Origin of the sequence: Paenirhodobacter populi (assembly GCF_004022215.1) — a bacterium.
GTDB lineage: Bacteria > Pseudomonadota > Alphaproteobacteria > Rhodobacterales > Rhodobacteraceae > Rhodobacter > Rhodobacter populi.
This window is the reverse complement of the sequence record NZ_SAUZ01000005.1, coordinates 131,048-153,699: the sequence shown is the minus strand read 5'-3', so window position 1 is coordinate 153,699 and position 22,652 is coordinate 131,048. Positions and strand designations below refer to the sequence as shown.

Genomic DNA, 22,652 nt, shown 5'->3' with positions numbered 1-22,652 from the left:
GCAAGCCATTGATATTGACTCGGGATTTCATTGACCGCATCGTGGCGCAAACCACACCGGAGGATGACATGTCCGACAAGACCCTGACCCGCATGGACCTGAGCGAAGCCGTGTTCCGCGAGGTCGGCCTGTCGCGCAACGAATCTGCACAGCTCGTCGAAAGCGTCCTGCAGCATATGTCGGATGCGCTGGTGCGCGGCGAAACGGTCAAGATCTCGTCTTTCGGAACCTTCTCCGTGCGGGAAAAATCCTCGCGCATGGGGCGCAACCCGAAGACCGGGGAAGAGGTGCCGATCTCGCCGCGGCGGGTGCTGTCGTTCCGCCCCTCGCATCTGATGAAGGATCGCGTGGCGGCGGGCAACACGCGCTGATCCCCCGGGGCCGTCCGCGCCGGATCCGGCGGGCTCCGAATGAAACAGGCGCCGCGGCACGGCGCCCGAACAGAACAGGACCGTCGCCATGACGAAATCGGTCGACGCTTTCCGCACGATTTCCGAAGTTTCGCTGCTGCTGGACACGCCCACGCATGTGCTGCGTTTCTGGGAAAGCCGTTTTCCGCAGATCAAGCCGCTGAAGCGCGCGGGCGGGCGGCGGTATTACCGGCCCGGCGATGTCGCGCTGCTGGCGGGGATCAAGCAGCTGCTGCACGAGGACGGGCTGACCATCCGTGGCGTGCAGAAGATCCTCAAGGAACAGGGCATTTCCGCCGTGACCGCGCGCGCCGCGATCCGGCTGGACGAGCCCGCCGGGGATTCGGCGGAAACGCCCGCGCGCGTCGTGCCCTTCCCCGATCGGACCCCGCCGGACGAGCTTTTCGCCGATCCCGAGCCGGAGGCGGAAGCGACCGACACCACCTTCGCGGAAGAGGTCACCGATTCCATTTCCGCGCCGGAGGCGGAAAGCCCTGCCGAGCCGGAAGTGCAGGTTCCCGACACTCTTGCCGCACCGGAAGCAGAGATTCCCGACGCCCCCTTCGCCCCGGACGTGCCGCAGGACGATGATACCGCCGAGGTCGTTTCCTTCGGCGCCGCGCCCGAAGCCGCACCCCCGGAGCCCCTTGAGCCAGCCCCCGGTCTTGCCGCGCTCATGGCCCTGCTGCACGGGATGGAAGGCGATCTGACCACGGTGGAACGGGTCCGCCTGCTCGCGCTCAGCGACCGGATGGCGGCGCTGCGCGACCGGCTTGCCGCGCCGCCGACCGCGCTCCGCCACTAGTCCCGCACAACCCGCAAGAGGCTGCGAAAAGATGCGTTTTGCCGCTTGCGCCCGACGCCCCGATGCCTCTATATGCGCCTCGTGTCGGGCCGTGGCGCAGCCTGGTTAGCGCGTCCGTCTGGGGGGCGGAAGGTCGTGAGTTCGAATCTCACCGGCCCGACCATCACGAAACGCCCACCCTTCGGGGTGGGCGTTCGCATATGCGCTCTTACAAGGGAAACCGCGATGCCCGGAGTTCTGCCCGACAGTGCCATCCGCCGCATGATCGCCCGGCAGGAGATCACCGCCGCGACCGAGGTCACCGGGGCGCAGATCCAGCCCGCCAGCCTCGACCTGCGGCTCGGCGCGGTGGCCTATCGGGTGCGGGCCTCGTTCCTTGCCGGGCGGGACGTGAAGGTGGCGGACAAGCTCGCCGATTTCGAGATGCACCGCATGGACCTGACCCACGGGGCCGTGCTGGAAAAGGGCTGCGTCTACCTATTGCCGCTGATGGAGGGGCTGGCCCTGCCGCGCGGCGTCACCGCCGTCGCCAATGCCAAAAGCTCGACCGGGCGGCTCGATCTGCTCACGCGGGTGATCACCGACGGCGGCACCGAATTCGACCGCATCCCCGAGGGCTACCACGGCCCCCTTTACGCCGAGATCTGCCCGCGCAGCTTTTCCGTGCTGGTGCGGCCCGGGATGCGGCTGAACCAGATCCGCTTCCGCGAAGGGCATGCGACGCTGGACGATGCCGAACTGACGGCGCTGCATGCCGCCGATCCGCTGGTCACCGGCACGCCGGTGATCGACGCGGGGCTGGGCTTTTCCGTCGACCTGCGCCCGGCCGAGGGCGATCTGGTCGGCTACCGGGCAAAGCCGCATACCGGGGTGATCGACCTCGACCGCATCGGCCATTACGTCGCCGGGGATTTCTGGGAAGAGCTGCATACCACGGGCGGGCGGATCATCCTCGACCCCGGCGCGTTCTACATCCTCGTCTCGCGCGAGGCGGTGACGATTCCCCCCGATTACGCGGCCGAGATGGCCCCCTATCTGGCGATGGTGGGGGAATTCCGCGTCCATTACGCCGGGTTTTTCGATCCGGGCTTCGGCCATCGCGCGGCGGGCGGCACCGGATCGCGCGGCGTGCTGGAGGTGCGCTGCCACGAGGCGCCCTTCGTGCTGGAACACGGGCAGGTCGTCGGGCGGCTGGTCTATGAACGGATGGCGGCGCGGCCCGACAGGCTTTACGGGGCGGGAATCGCCTCGAACTATCAGGGACAGGGGCTGAAGCTCGCCAAGAACTTCCGCGCCTGACTATTCCTCGAACATCTCGCTTTGGCCCTTTGCACCGGGCTCTTCCTCGCTGCGCAGGATGCCCGGCATCGGCCGGTTGTCCAGAAGCCCCGCCGCGCGCAATTCCTTCAGCCCCGGCAGGTCGCGCGCGCTTTCAAGGCCGAAGTGGTCGAGGAATTCCTCGGTCACGACAAAGGTCACCGGGCGGCCCGGTGTCATGCGGCGGCGCCCGAATCGGATCCATTCCAGTTCAAGCAACTGGTCGATGGTGCCGCGCGAAACGGCGACGCCGCGGATCTCCTCGATCTCGGCGCGGGTGACGGGCTGGTGATAGGCGACGATCGCCAGCGTCTCGATCGCGGCGCGTGACAGCTTTTTCTGTTCGGCGATCTGCTGTTGCATCAGAAAGCCCAGATCGGGCGCCGTGCGGAAGGCCCAGCCCTCGCCCACGCGGGTGATCTGCACCCCCCTGCCCTCATACCTTTGGCGCAGCGCGGCCAGCGCCTCGGCGGCGTCGCAGCCCTGCGGCATGCGCTTTTCCATCTCGCGCAGCGTCAGCGGGCGGGCCGAGGCGAAGAGCATCGCCTCCACCATCCGTTCCTGTTCCCCCATCGGCGGGATGTCGAAAGGCATGGTCATGTCAGTGTCCTCTGGGCAAGCTGCGCGCCCGGATCGCGATCGGCGCGAAAGTGTCCTGCTGGCGGATCTCGATCTGCCCCTGTTTCGCCAGTTCGAGCGAGGCGGCAAAGGTCGCCGCGGTGGCGGAGCGGCGCCGCTTCGGCTCCGTCCCCCAGCCGTCGGGCAGATAGGTGGACAGATCCGTCCATTCGCCGGCGAATCCCACCACGCCGCGCATCCGCTCCAGCGCCTGCTCCATCGTGAACAGGTTCTTGCGGTCGAAGGCATAGGGGCGGAATTCGTCGCGCGTGCGGATCCGCGCATAGGCCTGCATCAGATCCAGCAAGGAAACGTCGTAGCTGGTCTCGCGGATGCGGGCGATGCCCTCGGTCTCGCCGCGCGCAAAGAAATCGCGGCCAAGCTGGTCGCGCGCCATCAGCCGTGTCGCCGCCTCGCGCATCGCCTGCAGACGTTCGAGCTGAAAGGCCAGATGGGCGGCCAGTTCCTCGGCGCTCGGGCCCTCGGCCTCGGGATCGGGCGGCAGCAGCAGGCGCGATTTCAGGAAGGCGAGCCACGCCGCCATCACCAGATAATCGGCCGCCAGCTCGATGCGCAGCATCTTGGCCTGCGTGACGAAGGCCAGATACTGCTCGGCCAGTTCCAGCACGGAAATCTTGCGCAGATCGACCTTCTGCGTGCGAGACAGCGACAGCAACAGGTCGAGCGGCCCTTCGTAGCCGTCGACGTCGATGATCAGCGCCTCGGCGGCAAGCCGGTCGCTGACAGTCGGGTCCGCTGTTGGATCGGTTTCGTCACCCATGCAATCCGCCGCCCAGAAGTCCTTCCAGTTCGGCATCCAGAGCGGCAATGTCAATCTTTTCCGGCGCGACGCGGGCGGCAAGCGCCGCATCGGCGCGCCGCGCGGCCGCGGGCGACAGCCGCCCCGCGCGATCCGCCACCTGTTCCATCTCGGCCCGGTCGCCATTGCAATGCAGCACCACATCGCATCCCGCGGCAAGCGAGGCCTCCGCCCGTTCCCCCATCGTGCCCGACAGCGCCTGCATCCCCAGATCGTCGGTCATCAGAAGCCCGTCGAAGCCGATCTCGTCGCGCATCAGCGACACGATCCGCGCGGATTGCGTGGCGGGCGCCGGGTCCAGCGCGGTGAAGCGGATATGCCCGGTCATCCCCAGCGGCAGGTCCGACAGCGCGCGGAAGGGTTCAAAATCCCAGACGGACAGATCCTCATGGCTGGCCTCGACATGCGGCAGATCCTTGTGGCTGTCGGCCTCGGCCCGGCCGTGGCCCGGCATGTGCTTCATCACCGGCAGGACGCCCCCCGCCAGAAGCCCGTTCGCCGTGGCGCGGGCGTTGCGGGTGACGGCCTCGGGATCGGTGCCAAGGCAGCGGTTGCGCAGAAAGGGATGGGTCTCAGGGCCGGCGATGTCGCAGGTCGGCGCGCAGTTGCCGTCGATACCGACATCGCGCAGTTCCGCCGCCTGAATCCGCCCCCGCAGCCAGAAGCTGCGCACCGGATCGGCCAGCGCCGCCTGTTCCAGCGGCGGCAGCCATTCGCGCCAGTGCGGCGCGCGCAGACGCTGCACCCGCCCGCCTTCCTGATCGATGAAGATGACCGCATCGCGCCCCACCGCCGCGCGCAGATCGCCGGTCAGGCGGCGCAGCTGCTCTGGCCCGTCGACATTGCGCCCGAAAAGGATGAAGCCCCAGGGGTCCGCCTCACGGAAGAACGCGCGTTCCCCGGCATCGAGCGTCAGCCCCGCACAGCCAAGGATCGTCGCCCCGGTCACCGTCTTCGTCATCCCGGAAGTCCTTCCTGGCGCCGCCGTCTTAATGCGCCACCGTGGCGATGCAGTTCACGCCCTTGTCCTTGAGCGCATCGCAGAACCGCCGCGAGGCGTCAAGTCCGTCGAACCCCGCCACCCGCAGCCGGTAGAAGGTGCGGCCATTGGCCTGCGCCTCCTGCACGATGCGCTGCTTGCCGGTCAGCAGCTCGCCCGCGCGGGCGGCGACGCGGTCCCATTCGGCGCGGGCGAGTTCCGGCGTGTCGAAGGCACCGATCTGCGCCACGCGGGCATCGGCGGGCAGGCTTGCGGGGTCGATCTCATCGGCCGGAGCGGGGCGGGCGGCAGGCGCGGCGGGCTTTGGCGCCTCGGCCTTCGCCGGGGTCTTGGCGGCGGTGCGCAGCGCGCCCGGGCGCTGCATCGGGCGGGGCGAGGTCTTCAGCCCCGGCAAGGTATCGGCCACGACCCCCTCGGTCACGGTCGAGCGCTGCACGATGTCATCGGGCAGGACCGGGACCGTGCGCGGAACGGGGCGGACCTTCGACGCCTCGGCGGCGGCGGAACGCAGCTGCGCGGCCGAAGCCCCCTCCTGCGCCTCGGGACCGTCGACGGGCACGACCTCATCCTCGATCGCAAGGGCGGTGCCCTGCGGCACCTGCGGAACCGGCGCGGTAGCGGGTTCGGCGACGGGCAGGCCCTCGGGCTCGACCCGCTCGACCTTCACGAGCGAGCGCACCCCGGTCATCGGCGCGTCATCATCGGACAGACCGTCGGGCGGCGGCGCAAGGACCACACGCTCCGGCCCCGGCGCGGCAAGCCCCTTGCCCGCCACCTCGTTCACCGACAGGCCGACATGGCGCGCCAGATCGCCACCCGGATCCTCGGGCGCGATGCGGGAAGGGCCTTCGATCGCGCGGATCACCGGCACGCCCGACACATCGCGCACGGCAAGCTTGTAGCCCCAGACCACGACGCCAAGGATCAACGCGATCGAGGTCGCCGCCCCGGCAAGCTGCACCCAGCGGGAGACCGGCTCGGCGATGCCGTGCAGGGGCGCGGGTTCGGGGGCGGACGGAACCCCGTCGCCGTCATAGGGATACCCTCCGCCGTCGCGATCGTGATAGCTGACCATGCTCGCCTCATCGCCGGTTTTCCGGTCTCTGCCTCGACCCGGCGCTGGCGCGCTTCAGCGCATCTCTTCGGCCGGTTTGACCCCGAGAATACCAAGGCCGGCCGAAATGACAACCGCGCAGGCTTTTGCAAGGGCGATTTTCGCCGCCGAGATGTCGGAATCGTCCTGCACGAAACGCAGGCCCGGCTCCTCATTGCCGCGATTCCACAGGGCATGCAGGTCCGAGGCGATCTCGTAGAGGAAGAAGGCGACGCGGTGCGGTTCATTCGCGCGGGCGGCGATCTCGACCAGACGCGGCCATTCGGCGATCTTCTTCACCAGCGCGAGTTCGGCCTCATGCGTGTTGCCGGACAGATCGGCCTTCGCCAGCGCCTCGGGCGAGACGTCGATCCCCGCCTCCGCCGCCTTGCGCAGGACCGAGGCCACACGCGCATGCGCGTATTGCACATAGAAGACCGGGTTGTCCTTGGACTGTTCCAGCACCTTGTCGAAGTCGAAGTCGAGCGCCGCGTCGTTCTTGCGGGTCAGCATGTGGAAGCGGGTGACATCGGCCCCCGCCTGCTCCACCACATCGCGCAGCGTGACGAAGGTGCCGGCGCGCTTCGACATCTTGAAGGGCTCGCCGTTCTTGAACAGCCGCACAAGTTGGATCAGCTTGATGTCCAGAGGCACGCGGTTGTTCGACAGCGCGGCGACGGCGGCCTTCATCCGCTTGACGTAACCGCCGTGGTCGGCCCCGAACACGTCGATGAGCTGGTCGAAACCGCGCTCGATCTTGTCGTAGTGATAGGCGATGTCGGGGGCGAAATAGGTCCAGCTTCCGTCCGACTTCTTCACCGGCCGGTCCACGTCGTCACCGAAGGAGGTCGAGCGGAACAGCGTCTGCTCGCGTTCCTCCCAATCCTCGGGCAGCTTGCCCTTGGGCGGTTCCAGAACGCCTTCGTAGATCAGGCCAAGAGATTCCAGCCGGCCGAGCGCATCCTCGATCTTGCCGGTGCCGTACAGCGCCTTTTCCGAGGAATAGACATCCATCGTCACATTGAGCAGCGCCAGATCGTCACGGATCATCTGCATCATCGCGGCGGTGGCGAATTCGCGCACATCATCCAGCCAGACGGATTCCGGCTGGTTCAGCAGGCTGTCGCCGTATTTCGCCTTCAGCGCCTCGCCCACCGGGATCAGGTAGTCGCCGGGATAGAGCCCCTCGCGGATCTCGGGTTCCAGCCCGTTCGCTTCGCGGTAACGCTCGAACGCCGAGCGCGCCAGCACGTTCACCTGCGCGCCGCCGTCGTTGATGTAGTATTCGCGCGTCACGTCATAGCCCGCGAAATCCAGAAGGCTCGCCAGCGCATCGCCGAAGACCGCGCCGCGGGTATGGCCCACATGCATCGGCCCGGTCGGGTTGGCCGAGACGAATTCCACGTTGACCTTGATGCCATGGCCCAGATCGGACCGGCCGTAATCGTTCCCGGCGGCCAGCGCGGCGCGCGTCACATCCGCCCAGACGGCGGGATCGAGCCGCAGGTTCAGGAACCCCGGCCCGGCGACCTCGGCCAGCGTGATGCGCGGATCGGCGGAGAGTTTCGCGGCCAGCTCCTCGGCGATGTCGCGCGGCTTCAGCCCGGCGGGCTTTGCCAGCACCATCGCGGCATTCGTCGCCATGTCGCCATGCAAGGGATCGCGCGGCGGTTCGACCGTCACGTTGGCGGTGTCGAGACCGGCGGGCAGCGTGCCCCCGGCAACCATCTCGTCCAGAGCGGCGATCACCGCCACGCGCATATCGGCAAACAGGTTCATTTTCGGCTTCCTCTGTTGCCCCTTCCCCTGCCAGAGCCCGCGCGCGGCGTCAACTCCGCGCCGGGTTTCACGGCCCGAACCGGGGGCGGCGGCTGAAAATCGGGGCATTTCATTGACGCAGACGGAGTTTTGCAGTAGGGGGAACGCCATGCTGCACCCCGGCGGCATTTCGCCCGGGACGCCCGGAGATTTGCGTCCCTTCTTTTGCGTGGAACCGTTCCACGTCATCAAGGACGCACATGACCAAGTTTTCAGACCTGAATCTGGACCAGGAAGTAATGAAGGCCATCGAGGAGGCGGGCTATGAATCGCCGACTCCGATCCAGGCCGGGGCCATTCCGCCCGCGCTCGAAGGCCGCGACGTGCTGGGGATCGCCCAGACGGGGACCGGCAAGACCGCCTCTTTCACCTTGCCGATGATCACGCGACTTGCGCATGGACGCGCCCGGGCGCGGATGCCGCGCTCGCTGGTGCTGGCGCCGACGCGCGAACTGGCCGCGCAGGTGGCCGAGAATTTCGACGTCTATGCGAAATACACGAAACTGACCAAGGCGCTGCTGATCGGCGGCGTGTCCTTTGGCGAACAGGAAAAGCTGATCGACCGCGGCGTCGACGTGCTGATCGCCACGCCGGGCCGGCTGCTCGACCATTTCGAGCGCGGCAAGCTGCTGCTGACCGGCGTGCAGATCATGGTGGTGGACGAGGCGGACCGGATGCTCGACATGGGCTTCATTCCCGACATCGAGCGCATCTTCCAGCTGACCCCGTTCACCCGGCAGACGCTGTTCTTCTCGGCCACCATGGCGCCGGAGATCGAGCGGATCACCAACACCTTCCTGCACGCCCCGGCGCGGATCGAAGTGGCCCGGCAGGCCAGCGCCTCGGACACGATCACGCAAAAGCTGGTGCAGGTCACCCCGCCGCGCAAGGACCAGACCGCCAAGGTCAAGCGCGAGCTGCTGCGCGCGCTGATCGCTGCCGAGGGGGCCGCCTGCACCAACGCCATCATCTTCTGCAACCGCAAGGTCGATGTGGATATCGTGGCCAAATCGCTCAAGGCGCATGGCTTCGACGCGGCGCCGATCCACGGCGATCTGGAACAGTCGCAGCGGACCCGGACGCTCGACGCCTTCCGCGATGGCAGCCTGCAGATCCTCGTCGCCTCGGACGTGGCGGCGCGGGGGCTTGATATTCCCGCCGTCAGCCATGTGTTCAACTACGACCTGCCCAGCCATGCCGAGGATTACGTCCACCGCATCGGCCGCACCGGCCGCGCCGGGCGCAAGGGCACGGCCATCTCGATTGCCACGCCCTCGGATGACAAATACCTCAGCCAGATCGAACATCTGCTGAAGACCGAGATCCCGCGCGTCGACCCGCCCGAAGGCTTCACCCCCTCGGAGGGCAGCCAGCGCGAGCCGCGCCGCAGCGAAGAGAAGGAAGGCCGCCGTGGCGGCCGGGTCCGGCGCAGCCGCGGCGACCGTGAAGAGGCGCCCCGCCCCGCCCCGGCCGCAGAGGTTGCGGCCGCGGAACCCGAGGCCGTCGCCGAAGCGCCGATCCCCCTGCCCGAGACCCCGCGCCGCGCCGAGCGCAGCCACGAGCCCCGGCGGGACGAGAATCGCCGCGACCGGCATCGCGGCCGCGATCGGGACGACGGCCCGGTGGTGGTCGGCATGGGCGACCATGTGCCGGATTTCCTGTTGCGCCCGTTCTGGCCCACCAAATCCGCGCAGGAGACGACCGAGGAGATCGAGGAAACCTCGGACAGTTGATCCACCCGAAACCGGCGCCATCGCGCCGGTTTTTTCTTGCGCCGCGGCCGCCTTCCGCCGCAGCCCCGGACCATGGCGCGCCTGCCACAAAAAATTCCGCCATCCGCTGTTGACAGCCACCCGGGGTCGTGACTAACTCCCGCATCGTTAGCACTCACCAGAGGCGAGTGCTAAAACCTTTCGAACCTGGAACCTTAGGGAGTATCTCCAGATGGCATTCAAACCGCTTCATGACCGTGTGCTGGTCAAGCGCGTGCAAAGCGACGACAAGACCAAGGGTGGCCTGATCATCCCGGATTCGGCGAAGGAAAAGCCCGCCGAAGGCGAAGTCGTTGCGGTCGGCGAAGGCGCGCGCAAGGATTCGGGCGAACTGATCGCGCCCTCCGTCAAGGTTGGCGATCGCATCCTCTTCGGCAAGTGGTCGGGCACGGAAGTGACCCTGAACGGCGAAGAACTGCTGATCATGAAAGAATCCGACATCATGGGGATCATCGCCTGATCCAGCGATCGGCGACCCCTGATTTCCCAAGAATTTAAGGAGCCTGAACAATGGCAGCCAAGGACGTCAAATTCTCGACCGATGCCCGTGACCGGATGCTCAAGGGCGTCAACATCCTCGCGGATGCGGTCAAGGTCACGCTCGGCCCGAAAGGCCGCAACGTCGTCATCGACAAGTCGTTCGGTTCGCCGCGCATCACCAAGGACGGTGTGACCGTGGCGAAAGAGATCGAGCTTTCGGACAAGTTCGAAAACATGGGCGCGCAGCTGGTGAAAGAAGTCGCCGCACGCACCAATGACGAAGCCGGCGACGGCACCACCACCGCGACCGTTCTGGCGCAGGCGATCATCCGCGAAGGCCTGAAGTCGGTCGCCGCGGGCCTGAACCCGATGGATCTGAAGCGCGGCATCGACCAGGCCACCACCAAGGTCGTCGCGGCGATCAAGGCCGCCTCGCGCCCCGTCGCGGACAGCGACGAAGTCGCGCAGGTCGGCACCATCTCGGCCAACGGCGAAGCCCAGATCGGCCGCTTCATCGCTGACGCGATGCAGAAGGTCGGCAACGAGGGTGTCATCACCGTCGAAGAAAACAAGGGCATGGAAACCGAAGTCGAAGTCGTCGAAGGCATGCAGTTCGACCGCGGCTACCTGTCGCCCTACTTCGTGACCAACCCCGACAAGATGGTCGCGGATCTGGAAGACGCCTACATCCTGCTGCACGAAAAGAAACTGTCGTCGCTGCAGCCGATGGTGCCGCTGCTCGAAGCCGTGATCCAGTCGCAAAAGCCGCTGCTGATCATCGCCGAGGACGTGGAAGGCGAAGCGCTGGCGACCCTCGTGGTCAACAAGCTGCGTGGCGGGCTGAAGATCGCCGCCGTCAAGGCGCCGGGCTTCGGTGATCGCCGCAAGGCCATGCTGCAGGACATCGCGATCCTGACCGGCGGCCAGGTGATCTCGGAAGATCTGGGCATGAAGCTGGAAAACGTCACCGTCGACATGCTCGGCCGTGCGAAGAAGGTTTCGATCTCGAAAGAGAACACCACGATCGTCGACGGTGCCGGCGAGAAGGCGGAAATCGAAGCCCGCGTCGGCCAGATCCGCACGCAGATCGAGGAAACCACCTCGGACTACGACCGTGAGAAGCTGCAGGAACGTGTGGCGAAGCTCGCGGGCGGTGTCGCGGTCATCCGCGTCGGCGGCCTGACCGAGATCGAAGTGAAGGAACGCAAGGACCGCGTCGATGACGCCCTGAACGCGACCCGTGCGGCCGTGCAGGAAGGCATCGTCGTCGGTGGCGGCGTGGCGCTTGTGCAGGCGACCAAGGCGCTCGAAGGCCTGAAGGGCGAAAACGCCGATCAGGACGTGGGCATCTCGATCATCCGCCGCGCGCTGGAAGCGCCGCTGCGTCAGATCTCGGAAAACTCGGGCGTCGACGGCGCCGTGGTTGCGGGCAAGATCCGCGACTCGGAATCGACCTCGTTCGGCTTCAACGCCCAGACCGAGGAATACGGCGACCTGTTCAAGTTCGGCGTGATCGACCCGGCCAAGGTGACCCGCACGGCGCTGGAAAACGCCGCTTCGGTCGCTGGCCTGCTGATCACCACCGAAGCGATGATCGCCGAAAAGCCCGAGCCGAAGGCTCCGGCCGGCGGCATGCCCGACATGGGCGGCATGGGCGGCATGATGTAATCATCCGGGAGATCGGGGCCTTCGGGTCCCGCCCTTCAGGGCCGCGGCGCGCAAGCGCCGCGGCCTTTCCTTTGGCGCGGGGGGTTTTGACATCGGAAGGTGGCGCGGGTGGACAGGGAGAAAGGGGGCCAGCCCCCTCTTGGCCTTCGGCCAATTCACCCCCGGGATATTTTTGGAAAGATGATGGGTGAAAGACGGTCTCTGGTTCCGTCGGAGCGCTTATTCGGCGCGCGGGACGGAATGCCTGCACGAGGGGGCGGTGTCTTTCGATGCGGGCTGCCTGTGTCAGCTCTGCGCCGTTGGCGCCCCATGTGCGCGACCGCAGACCGGGCAGGCCGGATCGCGCTTGATCCGGATATCGCGGCTTTCACCCCAGAGGGCGTCGTGGATCAGCAGCCGGCCGCGCAATGTGGCGCCCGCCCCGGTGATCTCCTTGATCGCCTCGGCCGCCATCATCGCGCCGATGATGCCCGGCAGCGCCCCCATGACCCCCGCCTCGGCGCAGGAAGGGGCGAGGCCTTCGGCCGGAATGACCGGAAAGACGCAGGCGAGGCAGGGCGCGTCCCGCGCCGGATCGAAAAGGCTGAGCTGCCCTTCCCATTGCGCGATCGCGCCCGAGATCAGCGGCACCCCCGCCGCGACGCAGGCGCGGTTGACCAGATGCCGGGTCTCGAAATTGTCCGATCCGTCGATCACCAGATCATGGCCGGGGATCAGCGCCGCATCGAACCGCGCCATGACGGGCGTGACCGCGACGAAGGGGTTGAGCGCCGCGAGCGCCCGGGATGCCGCAGCGACCTTCGGCGCGCCGATGTCCTCGCTGCGGAAGATCACCTGCCGTTGCAGGTTCGAGGCCGAGACGTGATCGTCATCGACCAGCGTGATCGCCCCCACCCCCGCCGCCGCGAGGTAAAGCAGGACCGGCGCGCCAAGACCGCCCGCCCCCACGACCAGAATCCGTGCCTCCTTCAACCGCCGCTGGCCGGTGCCGCCCACCTCGCGCAGCAGGATGTGGCGGGCGTAGCGGTCCAGTTCCTCGGGGGTGAAGGCCACCTCACTGTTTCCCGGTCGAACCGAAACCTCCGGCGCCGCGCGAAGTCTCGGTCAGGGAATCGTCGGTGATTTCGTAAAGCGCCTGCACCACCGGGGCGATCACCGCCTGCGCGATCCGGTCGCCATGCTGGATCACATAGGGCTCGCGCCCGAAGTTGATCAGCAGCACGCCAAGCGGGCCGCGATAATCGCTGTCGATCGTGCCCGGCGTGTTCGGCAGGCTGATCCCGTGTTTCAGCGCAAGGCCGGACCGCGGGCGGATCTGCATCTCGAACCCTTCGGGGATTTCCACGCGCAGGCCCGTCGGCACGATCACGCGCTGCATCGGGTAGATGGTGAAGCCCTGCGCCCGGTCGTCGGGCATCAGGTTCGCGCGGATATCCGCCCCGGCCGAACCGGCGGTTTCGTAACGCGGCAGCGCGATCGCCGTATCCGCCCAATCCTCATGCACCACCCGAACGATCGGTCGCACCATGCTCATTCCCTTTTCAATCTGTCGGCGATGCGGGCCGCCAGCCTGCGCGCCACGTCGGTCTTGCTCATGCGGTCCCAATGCTCGGCGCCGTCGGCGTCGATGATCGTGACCGCGTTCTCGCTGCCGCCCATGATGCCCGTTTCCGGGCTGACATCATTGGCGACGATCCAGTCGCAGCCCTTGCGGATGCGCTTTTCCGTGGCGTGGCGTTCCACGTCATGGGTTTCGGCGGCGAAGCCCACGACGAGCCGCGGCCGCCCCGCGCCCATCCGCGAGACGGTCGCCAGAATGTCGGGGTTTTCGGCAAATTCCAGTGCGGGGGGGCGACCGGAGCCGTCCTTCTTCATCTTCTGCCCGGCGGCATTCGCCACGCGCCAGTCGGCGACGGCGGCGGCGAAGACGGCCGCCTCGGCGGGCAGCGCGGCCTCCACCGCCAGCAGCATTTCGCGCGCGGTTTCCACCCGGACCACCGTCACGCCCTGCGGCGGCGGCACCTGCGCCGGGCCGGTGACGAAGGTCACCCGCGCGCCCAGATCGCGCAAGGCCGCGGCGATCGCCGTGCCCTGCGCACCCGAGGATTGATTGGCGATGTAGCGCACCGGGTCGATCGGTTCATGTGTGGGGCCCGAGGTCACCAGCACGTGCCGGCCATCCAGCGGCCCGTCGGCCAGCGCGCTGCGGATCGCGGCAAGGATTTCCAGCGGTTCGGCCATCCGCCCCGGCCCGTATTCGCCGCAGGCCATGTCGCCCTCGTTCGGGCCGGTGAACAGGATCCCGTCGCCGCGCAGCGTGGCGATATTGCGCCGCGTCGCGGGATGGTCCCACATCCGCACGTTCATCGCCGGCGCGACCAGCACCCGCTTGTCCGTCGCAAGGATCAGCGTCGAGGCAAGGTCGTTCGCCAGCCCCCCCGCCATCTTCGCCATCAGATCGGCGGTAGCGGGCGCCACGACCACCAGATCGGCGGAGCGCGACAGCTGGATATGGCCGATCTCGGCCTCATGCGTCAGGTCGAACAGATCGCGATGCGCGACCTCGCCCGCAAGGGACGAAATCGTCAGCGGCGTCACGAATTCCTCGGCGGCGCGGGTCATCACCGGCGTCACCGCCGCGCCCTGCCCGCGCAGAAGCCGGATCAGTTCGCAACATTTGTAGGCCGCAATGCCGCCGCCGACGATCAGAAGAATCCGTTTCCCAGCCAGCATCGCAGCCTCCATCACCCGCCCAGACTTATGCGGCCCCGCCGCGCTGTGCAAGCACGGCGGCGGGCGCGGGTCAGGCGAAGAGGCTGGCGATATCCTCGCTGCGGGATTCGAGCGACTTGCGCATCTTGCCGAAGGCCTGCGCCTCAAGCTGGCGGATGCGTTCCTTCGACAGGCCAAGCTCGGCGCCGAGGCTTTCGAGCGTGCGCGGCGCATCGGTCAGGCGCCGTTCGGTGACGATATAGCGTTCACGCAACGACAGCCGGCCCATCGCCTCGGCGAGCCAGTTGTGGATCAGCGCGCCGTCATGGGTTTCGGTGACGCGCTCCTCGGGGGTGGCGCCGTCGTCTTCCAGCGTCTCGACCCATTCGCGGCCCTCGTCATCCGAGTTCTGCGTCGCGTTCAGCGACAGGTCGGAGCCGGAGAGCCGCCCCTCCATCATCTCCACATCGGCCAGCGGCACGCCGATTTCCTCGGCCACGCGGACGCGGATCTGCGCGGAATCGATCGACACGCCCTCGGCCTCGGCCGCGCGTTCGATCTGCGCCTGCACCCGGCGCATGTTGAAGAACAGCGCCTTTTGCGAGGAGGTGGACCCCGTGCGCACCATCGACCAGTTGCGCATCACGAATTCCTGGATCGAGGCCTTGATCCACCACACCGCATAGGTCGAAAAGCGCACCCCGCGGTCGGGGTCGAACTTGTCCGCCGCCTTCATCAGGCCAAGCGAGGCTTCCTGTATCAGGTCGCTCATCGGCGCGCCGTAGCGGCGGAACTTTGCCGCCATGGCGATCGCCAGCCGCATATAGGCCGTCACCAGCCGGTGCAGGGCCGTTTCGTCGCGCCGGTCGCGCCACGCGCGTGCCAGCTCCGCCTCGGTTTCCGCATCCAGATATTCCGCGCGCATCGCCTGGCGCGGCAAGGTATCGTCATTCATTCCGTCGAGTGCCATGGCCAGTAGTCCCCCGGGTCTCCCACCCAACTCAACTGTTGGCGAGTTTCGCATGAGCAGCATGAAGCATCGAAGGATTAATGTCGCGCGCGCCGAAAGGTTCCCCACAAAAGTGTTACCCCGGATGCGTTTTTGCACACGGCTATTTGTCTTCGACCTTGCGCAGTTCGGCGCGCAGTTCCTCGCGCTTGGCGCAGAAGGCATCCGCATCGCCATAGTCGCAGAAATCGCAATAAAACCGGTGGGTTCCGCGCACCCGGCTGGCATGCTTGATCGGGCACCAGTATTTTTCCGTCCGGCCGGCGATTTCCCGCACATAGGAGATGACGCCGTTGCCATAGCCGCAATAGACGCAGTTCAGCTTTTGCAAGGCGTTGAGATAGCCCAGATATTGCCGGTCGATCACGATATGGTCGCGCCGCCGCACCTTCTGGATTCCATAGACCGGAAAGCAGACCGCCTGATAGACGGTGACGAACAGGTCCAGCAGGACGAAGGGGATGATGCAGGCGTAGATGAAGGGCGCGGTCAGCACGACCAGCGCATTGGTGCGTTTGAGGAAACTCCACAGTCTTTCGCGGGCGCGGCGATGGGCGGCGCGAACGTCTTCTTCAAAGATCACCCGGCCCTTTTCGATCCGGTAGCGCGCCTTTGCGCGGCGGGCCTCCCATTCCTGTTCGATCTGCGCCTCGATCCGGGCGAGGCTTGCCTGTAGGTCTTCCAGTCTGTCGGGCATGACGGTCTCCGTTTTTGCGCCTATGTTAAGGGCGAATGCGCGGGACACATAGGGAAGATGGGGGGAAGATGGTGCAGTTTTTCACCGCCGATGACGGGGCGCGGCTGGCCTATCGCGACGAGGGCGCGGGGCTGCCGGTGCTGGCGCTGTCCGGGCTGACGCGGACGATGGAGGATTTCGACTATGTGGCGCCCTGGCTGACCGGCTGCCGCCTGATCCGCATGGATTACCGTGGGCGGGGCGCCTCGGATTTCACCGGGGCCGAGACCTATACGGTGATGCGCGAGGGGCTGGATGCGCTGCAACTGCTGGATCATCTGGGGGTCGCGAAGGCCGCGATCCTTGGCACTTCGCGCGGGGGGCTGATCGGGATGTATCTGGCCTATACCGCCAAGGCGCGGATGACGGGGCTGTGCCTGAACGATGTGGGGCCGGTGCTGGAACATGCGGGGCTGATGAAGATCTTCGACTATCTCGGGCGCAATCCGGCGGCGAAATCCATGCCGGAGCTGATCGAGAAGCTGCCCCATATGAAGGTGGGTTTCGCCAATGTGCCACAGGGGCGGTGGGTGACGGAGGCGCAGCACCATTACATCGAGCGCAACGGCCGCCCGGTCATCAACTACGACCCCGCCCTGCGTCAGCCCTTCATCGACGCCTTCAAGGGCGAGGAGGCGCCCACAGCATGGCCCCTGTTCGACGCCTGCGAGGGCCTGCCGCTTTGCGTGATCCGCGGGGCGAATTCGGACCTGCTGAGCCGCGCGACCGTCGAGGAAATGCTGCGCCGCCGTCCCGACATGATCCATGCCGAAGTGCCGGACCGCGCCCATGTCCCCTTCCTCGACGAACCCGAGGCCTTGGCGGCGCTGCGTGCGTGGATCGCACAGATCGCCGGTTGATGCCTCTGGGCCGCGTCGCGGGGGGCGCCGCCCCCATCCTTGCGGCAGGGCCGCAAGGATTCCCCCGGGATATTTATGGAAAAACGACGGCAGGAAGCGCGCGCGGTTACAGGTTTTCCGGCTGCGGCATGCCGAGGACGTGGTAGCCGCAATCGACATAGACCACATCGCCGGTCGAGCAGTTGCCGTAATCCGAGCACAGCCAGACCGCCGTGCCGCCCACGGCGTCGAGCGTCGCGTTCTGCCGCAGGGGGCTGTTCGCCTCGGTATGGCGGAAGGTCTTGCGCGCCCCGCCGATCGCCGCGCCCGCCAGCGTCTTCATCGGGCCGGGGCTGATCGCGTTGACCCGGATCCCCTGCGGGCCGAGGTCGTTCGCCAGATAGATGACCGAGCTTTCCAGCGCGGCCTTGGCCACACCCATGACGTTGTAATAGGGCGTCACGCGATGCGACCCGCCATAGGTCATGGTGATCAGCGAACCGCCATCCGGCATGATCTCGGCCGCGCGGCGCGCCACGTCGATGAAGCTGTAGACCGAGATGCACATCGAATTCTTGAAATTCTCGCGCGAGGTATCGGCGAAGCGCCCGGCCAGCTCGTTCTTGTCCGAATAGGCGATGGCATGGACCAGAAAGTCGATCGTGCCCCATTCGCCCTTCAGCCGCGCGAAGGCGGCGTCGAGGCTGGCATCGTCGTTCACATCCACGTCCAGCAGGAATTCCGATCCCACCGTGGCGGCGAGCGGCGCGACGCGCTTGCCGAAGGCCTCTCCCTGATAGGAGAACGCCAGCTCCGCCCCCTCGGCATGCAGCGCCCTGGCGATGCCCCATGCGATCGAATGGTCATTGGCAACGCCCATGACCAGACCGCGCTTGCCCTTCATCAAGTCAGCCATAGGCCCTTACCCCAGATATTTCGACAGGAGCATCGACCCGTTGGTGCCGCCAAAGCCGAAGCTGTTGGTCATCACCGTGTCGAGGCCCGCGTTGTCCACACGTTTCGTCGCGATCTCGCCCGCGTCGATGGCGGGGTCGAGCGTTTCGACATTGATCGACGGCGCGATGAAATCGTCCTGCAGCATCAGCAGGCAGTAGATCGCCTCCGCCGCGCCGGTCGCGCCCTGGCTGTGCCCGGTCATCGACTTGGTCGAGCTGATCGGCGGGGTATGCCCGCGGCCGAAGACGCGGCGCACGGCCTCCACCTCGCCGACATCGCCGACGGGGGTCGAGGTGCCATGCGCGTTGATGTAGCTGACCCTGCGCCCGTCGGGCAGGCCCTTGAGCGCAAGCCGCATGGCGCGTTCGCCGCCCTCGCCCGATGGTGCCACCATGTCATGGCCGTCCGAGGTCGCGGCGAAGCCCGTGACCTCGGCATATATCTTCGCACCGCGCGCCAGCGCGTGCGACAATTCCTCCAGCACGACGATGCCGCCGCCGCCGGCGATGACGAATCCGTCCCGCCCGGCGTCGAAGGCGCGCGAGGCCTTGTCCGGCGTCGCATTGTATTTCGAGGACATCGCCCCCATTGCGTCGAACAGGCAGCTCAACGTCCAGTCCAGTTCCTCGGCCCCGCCGGCGAACATCACGTCCTGCTTGCCGAAGGCGATCTGTTCCGCCGCCGCCCCGATGCAATGCAGCGAGGTCGAGCAGGCCGAAGTGATGGAATAGCTGATTCCCTTGATCCGGAACGCCGTCGACAGATTCGCCGAAATGGTCGAGGACATGCATTTCGGCACCGCGAGCGGCCCGATCCGCTTGGGCGAACCGGAATTCAGCACCACCTGATGCGCCGCGAACATGGCCGAGGTCGAAGGCCCGCCCGACCCGGCGATCAGCCCGGTGTGGATATTCGACACATCGCCGGGCTCCAGCCCGGCGTCGCGGATCGCCTGATCCATCGCGATCCAGGCATAGGCCGCCCCCGGCCCCATGAAGCGCAGCGTGCGCTTTTCCACGTGTTCGGAGACGTCGATGTTCACCGCCCCCGCGATCTGGCTGCGGAAGCCGCGTTCCGCCATATCGGCGTTCGCGGTGATGCCCGACCGGCCCGCCTTCAGGCTGTCGGTGACCTCGGCGGCGGAATTGCCGATCGGCGAGACGATGCCCAGCCCGGTGATGACGACGCGGCGCATGATGGCCTCCTTCACTGGTTCAGCTCTCGGAAAGAGCGACCTTCATATCCTTGACCTGATAGATCACCTCGCCATCGGCCTCGACGATCCCGTCGGCGACGCCCATGGTCAGCCGGCGGGTCTGCACGGCCTTGGTGAAATTCACGCGGTAGGTCAACAGCTTGCGGTCCGGACGCACCATTCCGGTCAGCTTCACCTCGCCCACGCCGAGCGCATAGCCCCGCCCCTGCCAGCCGCGCCAGCCAAGGTTGAACCCCGTCAGCTGCCACAGACCGTCAAGGCCGAGGCAGCCCGGCATGATCGGATTGCCCGGGAAATGGCATTCAAAGAACCACAGGTCCGGAGTGATGTCGAATTCCGCCACCACATGGCCCTTGCCATGCGGTCCGGCATCCGCGGAAATGTCGGTGATGCGGTCCATCATCAGCATCGGCGGTGCCGGAAGCTGCGCGTTTCCCGGCCCGAACAGCTCGCCGCGCGCGCATTTCAGCAGGTCATCTTTCCCGAAGCTCGTCGGAAAGCCCGTCATAGGCGATCGTCCCCCAAATGGTTGTTTCCCCCCTGTATCACCCGGCGCCGTCCCGGTGCAAGTGCCGCGCCAACCCGCGACATTGCGCCCGGAACCGGCGGGATATTGACCATTGTCAGGCACAAGGGCCGGAGCCTATATATGAAGAATGGATGAGATGTGCGACAACATCACGGCACTGGCCCGCGAACGCGGCGAGGCGTGGCTGACCGGCGGCGGCCTGCGCCCGACGCGGCAGCGGCTGTCGCTCGCCACGCTTCTGGTGGGGGACGGGCGCAACCGCCATGTGACCGCCGAGGGGCTCTATGCCGCGGCGCGGGATTCCGGCGAACAGGTTTCGCTCGCCACCGTCTACAACACCCTGCGCGCCTTTTGCGAAGCCGGGATCATGAGCGAGATCACCGTCGACGCCGGGCGCAGCTATTTCGACACCCGCACCGACGACCATCCGCATTTCTTCTGGGAAGAGGAAAACCGGCTGTCCGACGCCCCGGCGGAGGAACTCGAACTCGCCCGCGTGCCCGCCGCGCCGGCCGGGGCCGAGATCACGCGCGTCGACGTCATCATCCGCCTGCGCAAGAGCTGACGGGCGGTTTCCACGCATAATGGACGACCGGATGCCCGCGTTCGGGATGCCTGCCCTCATGCGTCGGCACGAGCCCCGCGCGTTCGTAAAAGCGCCGCGCCGCCGCATTTCCGGCCCAGGTATACAGCGTGAACCCGGCCGGCATCTGCGCCCTGGCGTGACCGAGCAGTTTCGCCCCCAGCCCTGTCCCGATCCGGTCTGGCCGCACGAAAAGCTCTGACAGGATGGCCCGGTCCGGCTCGATCGCGACGAAAGCCACGATCCCGCCCTCGTCCTCGGCCACCGTGACCTGCCAGACCGTGCCGGACAGCGCATCGACGCGCTGGCGCAGCCAGTCGCACGACGGCAGCGACGGCGCCCCGGCGAAACCGGCGCTGTCGTGCCAGATCCGGGCGATGGCCGCCCGGTCCCCGTCCCGCCCCGGCCGCAGGAAGACATCGCCCATTTGATCCCCCGAAAGAAAAGGCACCCCGAAGGGTGCCCGCTGAAACCGTATCGCCGGAAGGATCAGTCCTTCGCGCGTTCGGAATAGGAATTGTCCTCGGTGTTGATGACGATCTTGGTGCCGACGCCGATATGCGGCGGAACCATGACCCGGATGCCGCCGGTGCAGACCGCGGGCTTGTAGGAGGAGGAGGCCGTCTGCCCCTTGACCACCGGCTCGGTCTCCTCGACCTCGACCGTCACCTTCTGCGGCAGCTCGATCGACAGCGCCGTGCCTTCATGCGTCAGCAGCCAGACGCGGATGCCGTCGCGCAGGTGGACCTTGGCATCGCCGATCACGTCTTCCGAAACCGCGATCTGATCGTAGGTTGCCGGGTTCATGAAGTGGTAGCCTTCGCCGTCTTCATAGAGGAAATCGTATTCCTCTTCGTCGACATGGGCCTTTTCGACCGTATCGACGGTGCGCCAGCGTTCCGACACCTTCACGCCATCCGAAATGCGCCGCATCTCGACCTGGGTGACCGAGTTGCCCTTGCCCGGATGGACGTTTTCGGCGGTCAGCACGATATAGAGAACGCCATCCATGTCGATGACGTTGCCCTTGCGGATCGAGGAGGCGATGACTTTAGCCATTGGTTGCGGTCCTTGTTGTTCTGAGGCAGGCTCTGGCGCCCGGATGGCTGAGCGCCTAAACCATCCGCAACCGAATTTCCAGTCGAAAGCCGCGATCATGCCTGAAACGCTGCCCGAAACGCCTTGGTGGAAAGCCTCCCGTCACGCTGATCGCCGGCCCGTGCTGCTGGCGCGCAACCGGATCCAGACGGCGATCCGGGGCTGGCTTGGCGAAAGGGACTTCCTCGAAGTCGATCCCGTGGCCCTTCAGATCAGCCCGGGGAACGAGACGCATCTGCACGGCTTCCGCACGGATGCCATCGGCAACGATGGCCTCGCGCATCCGATGTATCTGCACACCTCGCCCGAATTCGCGATGAAAAAGCTGCTGGCGGCGGGGGAGCGGCGGATCTTCGCCTTCGCCCATGTCTGGCGCAACCGCGAGCGCGGCGCGCTGCATTCGCCGGAATTCACCATGCTGGAATGGTATCGCGTGGGCGAGGATTACACCGTCCTGATGGAGGATTGCCACGCGATGGTGATGCTGGCCGCGCAGGCGGCGGGGGTGACGCGGTTCCGCTTTCGCGGCATCGAATGCGATCCCTTTGCCCGGTTCGAGCGGCTGTCCGTCGCCGAGGCCTTCGACCGTCACGCCGGGATCGACCTTCTGGCCACCTGTCAGGGCGCTGAAACGGATGCCGATGCGCTGCGCGCGCAATGCCGAGCGCGGGGGATCGCGGTGAAGGACGACGATACCTGGTCGCTGATGCTGTCGAAGATCCTTGTCGAAAAGGTCGAGCCGCATCTGGGCCACGGTCGGCCGACCCTGCTCGACCGTTATCCGGCGGCCGAGGCCGCGCTCGCCCGCCCCGCCCCCGACGACGACCGGGTGGCGGAACGGTTCGAGCTTTACGCCTGCGGGGTGGAACTCGCGAACGGCTTCGGCGAGCTGACCGATGCCGCGGAACAGCGCCGCCGCTTCGAGCTGGAGATGGACGAGAAGGAAAGCCTTTACGGCGAGCGCTATCCGATCGACGGCGATTTCCTCGCCGCCCTCGCCGACATGCCCCCGGCCAGCGGCATCGCGCTCGGCTTCGACCGGCTGGTGATGCTGGCGACCTCGGCCCCGCGGATCGACGACGTGCTCTGGACTCCGGTGGCGGAGGTCTGAGGGGTTTCGGTCATTTTCCCGATCATCAAAACTCGCGTTATTTGTATATTTATCTTGTACT

The 22,652-nt window shown here is 66.7% G+C and carries 23 protein-coding genes, 1 tRNA gene and 1 pseudogene; 10 read left to right on the top strand and 15 right to left on the bottom strand.

The genetic code is table 11. From position 1 onward, the window contains the following. Window positions 1-68: 68 nt before the first annotated feature. The 4 genes from ihfA to D2T30_RS06540 all read left to right on the top strand — a co-directional run bounded on the left by ihfA (window position 69) and on the right by D2T30_RS06540 (window position 2,514). Window positions 69-371 carry an integration host factor subunit alpha gene (gene ihfA, locus D2T30_RS06555; protein ID WP_128183049.1) on the top strand — a complete coding sequence of 101 codons (303 nt, stop codon included), beginning with the start codon at window positions 69-71 and terminating at the stop codon, window positions 369-371. Between the two features lie 88 nt (window positions 372-459). Next, a complete protein-coding gene (locus tag D2T30_RS06550; protein ID WP_128208228.1) occupies window positions 460-1,215 on the top strand; it encodes a MerR family transcriptional regulator in 756 nt (251 codons plus the stop codon). An 85-nt stretch (window positions 1,216-1,300) separates the two neighbouring features. Continuing rightward, a tRNA-Pro gene (locus D2T30_RS06545) sits at window positions 1,301-1,378 on the top strand. A gap of 62 nt (window positions 1,379-1,440) precedes the next feature. Next, window positions 1,441-2,514, top strand: coding sequence for a 2'-deoxycytidine 5'-triphosphate deaminase (locus tag D2T30_RS06540; RefSeq protein WP_128208227.1), 1,074 nt, complete (start codon window positions 1,441-1,443; stop codon window positions 2,512-2,514). Here the strand turns inward: D2T30_RS06540 and scpB are convergent, their stop codons facing one another. Genes scpB through argS form a run of 5 tightly spaced genes read right to left on the bottom strand, consistent with a single transcriptional unit; the run spans window position 2,515 to window position 7,842 of the window. Continuing rightward, window positions 2,515-3,132 carry an SMC-Scp complex subunit ScpB gene (gene scpB / locus D2T30_RS06535; protein ID WP_128208226.1) on the bottom strand — a complete coding sequence of 206 codons (618 nt, stop codon included), beginning with the start codon at window positions 3,130-3,132 and terminating at the stop codon, window positions 2,515-2,517. It abuts the gene before it with no gap. A 1-nt stretch (window position 3,133) separates the two neighbouring features. Continuing rightward, entirely contained in the window at window positions 3,134-3,931 is a 798-nt protein-coding gene (locus tag D2T30_RS06530) for a segregation and condensation protein A (protein WP_128208225.1), read from the bottom strand. After that, the gene (locus D2T30_RS06525; RefSeq protein ID WP_128208224.1) at window positions 3,924-4,931 is read right to left on the bottom strand and encodes a glycoside hydrolase family 3 N-terminal domain-containing protein; all 1,008 of its coding nucleotides are present in this window, start codon (window positions 4,929-4,931) and stop codon (window positions 3,924-3,926) included. Before D2T30_RS06525 ends, D2T30_RS06530 begins: the two co-directional genes overlap by 8 nt. A 28-nt stretch (window positions 4,932-4,959) precedes the next feature. Further along, window positions 4,960-6,045, bottom strand: coding sequence for an SPOR domain-containing protein (locus tag D2T30_RS06520; protein WP_128208223.1), 1,086 nt, complete (start codon window positions 6,043-6,045; stop codon window positions 4,960-4,962). Between the two features lie 54 nt (window positions 6,046-6,099). Beyond that, a complete protein-coding gene (gene argS / locus D2T30_RS06515) occupies window positions 6,100-7,842 on the bottom strand; it encodes an arginine--tRNA ligase (RefSeq protein WP_128208222.1) in 1,743 nt (580 codons plus the stop codon). A gap of 239 nt (window positions 7,843-8,081) precedes the next feature. On the opposite strand from argS, the gene D2T30_RS06510 reads away from it, so the two are divergent. The 3 genes from D2T30_RS06510 to groL all read left to right on the top strand — a co-directional run bounded on the left by D2T30_RS06510 (window position 8,082) and on the right by groL (window position 11,801). Then, complete coding sequence (locus D2T30_RS06510) at window positions 8,082-9,614, top strand: DEAD/DEAH box helicase (RefSeq protein ID WP_128208221.1); 1,533 nt, start codon at window positions 8,082-8,084, stop codon at window positions 9,612-9,614. Between the two features lie 211 nt (window positions 9,615-9,825). Next, window positions 9,826-10,113 carry a co-chaperone GroES gene (locus tag D2T30_RS06505; protein WP_128183067.1) on the top strand — a complete coding sequence of 96 codons (288 nt, stop codon included), beginning with the start codon at window positions 9,826-9,828 and terminating at the stop codon, window positions 10,111-10,113. A 50-nt stretch (window positions 10,114-10,163) separates the two neighbouring features. After that, entirely contained in the window at window positions 10,164-11,801 is a 1,638-nt protein-coding gene (groL, locus tag D2T30_RS06500) for a chaperonin GroEL (RefSeq protein ID WP_128183069.1), read from the top strand. A 285-nt stretch (window positions 11,802-12,086) separates the two neighbouring features. Here groL and D2T30_RS06495 read toward each other — a convergent pair. The 5 genes and pseudogenes from D2T30_RS06495 to D2T30_RS06475 all read right to left on the bottom strand — a co-directional run. Next, a pseudogene (locus tag D2T30_RS06495) lies at window positions 12,087-12,902 on the bottom strand (HesA/MoeB/ThiF family protein); the annotation flags it as partial. After that, window positions 12,856-13,326: a dUTP diphosphatase gene (gene dut, locus D2T30_RS06490; RefSeq protein WP_128232293.1), complete on the bottom strand. Its 471-nt coding sequence runs from the start codon at window positions 13,324-13,326 to the stop codon at window positions 12,856-12,858. The gene dut and the pseudogene D2T30_RS06495, both read right to left, overlap by 47 nt. Before the next feature lie 5 nt (window positions 13,327-13,331). Further along, window positions 13,332-14,534 (bottom strand): bifunctional phosphopantothenoylcysteine decarboxylase/phosphopantothenate--cysteine ligase CoaBC, encoded by a 1,203-nt coding sequence (gene coaBC / locus D2T30_RS06485; RefSeq protein WP_128208218.1) that lies wholly within the window; start codon window positions 14,532-14,534, stop codon window positions 13,332-13,334. 70 nt (window positions 14,535-14,604) lie between these two features. Then, complete coding sequence (locus tag D2T30_RS06480; RefSeq protein ID WP_128208217.1) at window positions 14,605-15,483, bottom strand: RNA polymerase factor sigma-32; 879 nt, start codon at window positions 15,481-15,483, stop codon at window positions 14,605-14,607. Window positions 15,484-15,625: 142 nt separating this feature from the next. After that, window positions 15,626-16,219, bottom strand: coding sequence for a hypothetical protein (locus D2T30_RS06475; protein WP_128183079.1), 594 nt, complete (start codon window positions 16,217-16,219; stop codon window positions 15,626-15,628). Window positions 16,220-16,287: 68 nt separating this feature from the next. Here D2T30_RS06475 and D2T30_RS06470 point away from each other — a divergent pair, with 68 nt between their 5' ends. Then, window positions 16,288-17,118 (top strand): alpha/beta fold hydrolase, encoded by an 831-nt coding sequence (locus D2T30_RS06470; RefSeq protein WP_128208216.1) that lies wholly within the window; start codon window positions 16,288-16,290, stop codon window positions 17,116-17,118. A gap of 106 nt (window positions 17,119-17,224) precedes the next feature. Here the strand turns inward: D2T30_RS06470 and D2T30_RS06465 are convergent, their stop codons facing one another. From D2T30_RS06465 to fabA, 3 genes are read right to left on the bottom strand one after another with little or no spacing between them, the layout of a single operon-like run. Next, a complete protein-coding gene (locus D2T30_RS06465; RefSeq protein WP_128208215.1) occupies window positions 17,225-18,013 on the bottom strand; it encodes an enoyl-ACP reductase FabI in 789 nt (262 codons plus the stop codon). 6 nt (window positions 18,014-18,019) lie between these two features. Beyond that, window positions 18,020-19,249, bottom strand: a complete 1,230-nt coding sequence (locus tag D2T30_RS06460) for a beta-ketoacyl synthase N-terminal-like domain-containing protein (protein WP_128208214.1) — start codon at window positions 19,247-19,249, stop codon at window positions 18,020-18,022. 19 nt (window positions 19,250-19,268) lie between these two features. Further along, window positions 19,269-19,778, bottom strand: a complete 510-nt coding sequence (fabA, locus tag D2T30_RS06455; RefSeq protein WP_128183087.1) for a bifunctional 3-hydroxydecanoyl-ACP dehydratase/trans-2-decenoyl-ACP isomerase — start codon at window positions 19,776-19,778, stop codon at window positions 19,269-19,271. Window positions 19,779-19,926: 148 nt separating this feature from the next. Between fabA and irrA the strand changes: the two genes are divergently transcribed. Next, window positions 19,927-20,364 (top strand): iron response transcriptional regulator IrrA, encoded by a 438-nt coding sequence (gene irrA / locus D2T30_RS06450; RefSeq protein ID WP_128183089.1) that lies wholly within the window; start codon window positions 19,927-19,929, stop codon window positions 20,362-20,364. Here irrA and D2T30_RS06445 read toward each other — a convergent pair. Continuing rightward, window positions 20,342-20,809 carry a GNAT family N-acetyltransferase gene (locus tag D2T30_RS06445; RefSeq protein ID WP_128208213.1) on the bottom strand — a complete coding sequence of 156 codons (468 nt, stop codon included), beginning with the start codon at window positions 20,807-20,809 and terminating at the stop codon, window positions 20,342-20,344. The two genes, irrA and D2T30_RS06445, sit on opposite strands and share 23 nt — an antisense overlap. 62 nt (window positions 20,810-20,871) lie before the next feature. Next, window positions 20,872-21,441, bottom strand: a complete 570-nt coding sequence (efp, locus tag D2T30_RS06440) for an elongation factor P (RefSeq protein WP_128183093.1) — start codon at window positions 21,439-21,441, stop codon at window positions 20,872-20,874. Window positions 21,442-21,538: 97 nt separating this feature from the next. Here efp and epmA point away from each other — a divergent pair, with 97 nt between their 5' ends. Further along, window positions 21,539-22,591, top strand: coding sequence for an EF-P lysine aminoacylase EpmA (epmA, locus tag D2T30_RS06435; protein ID WP_380729348.1), 1,053 nt, complete (start codon window positions 21,539-21,541; stop codon window positions 22,589-22,591). Window positions 22,592-22,652 lie beyond the last annotated feature (61 nt).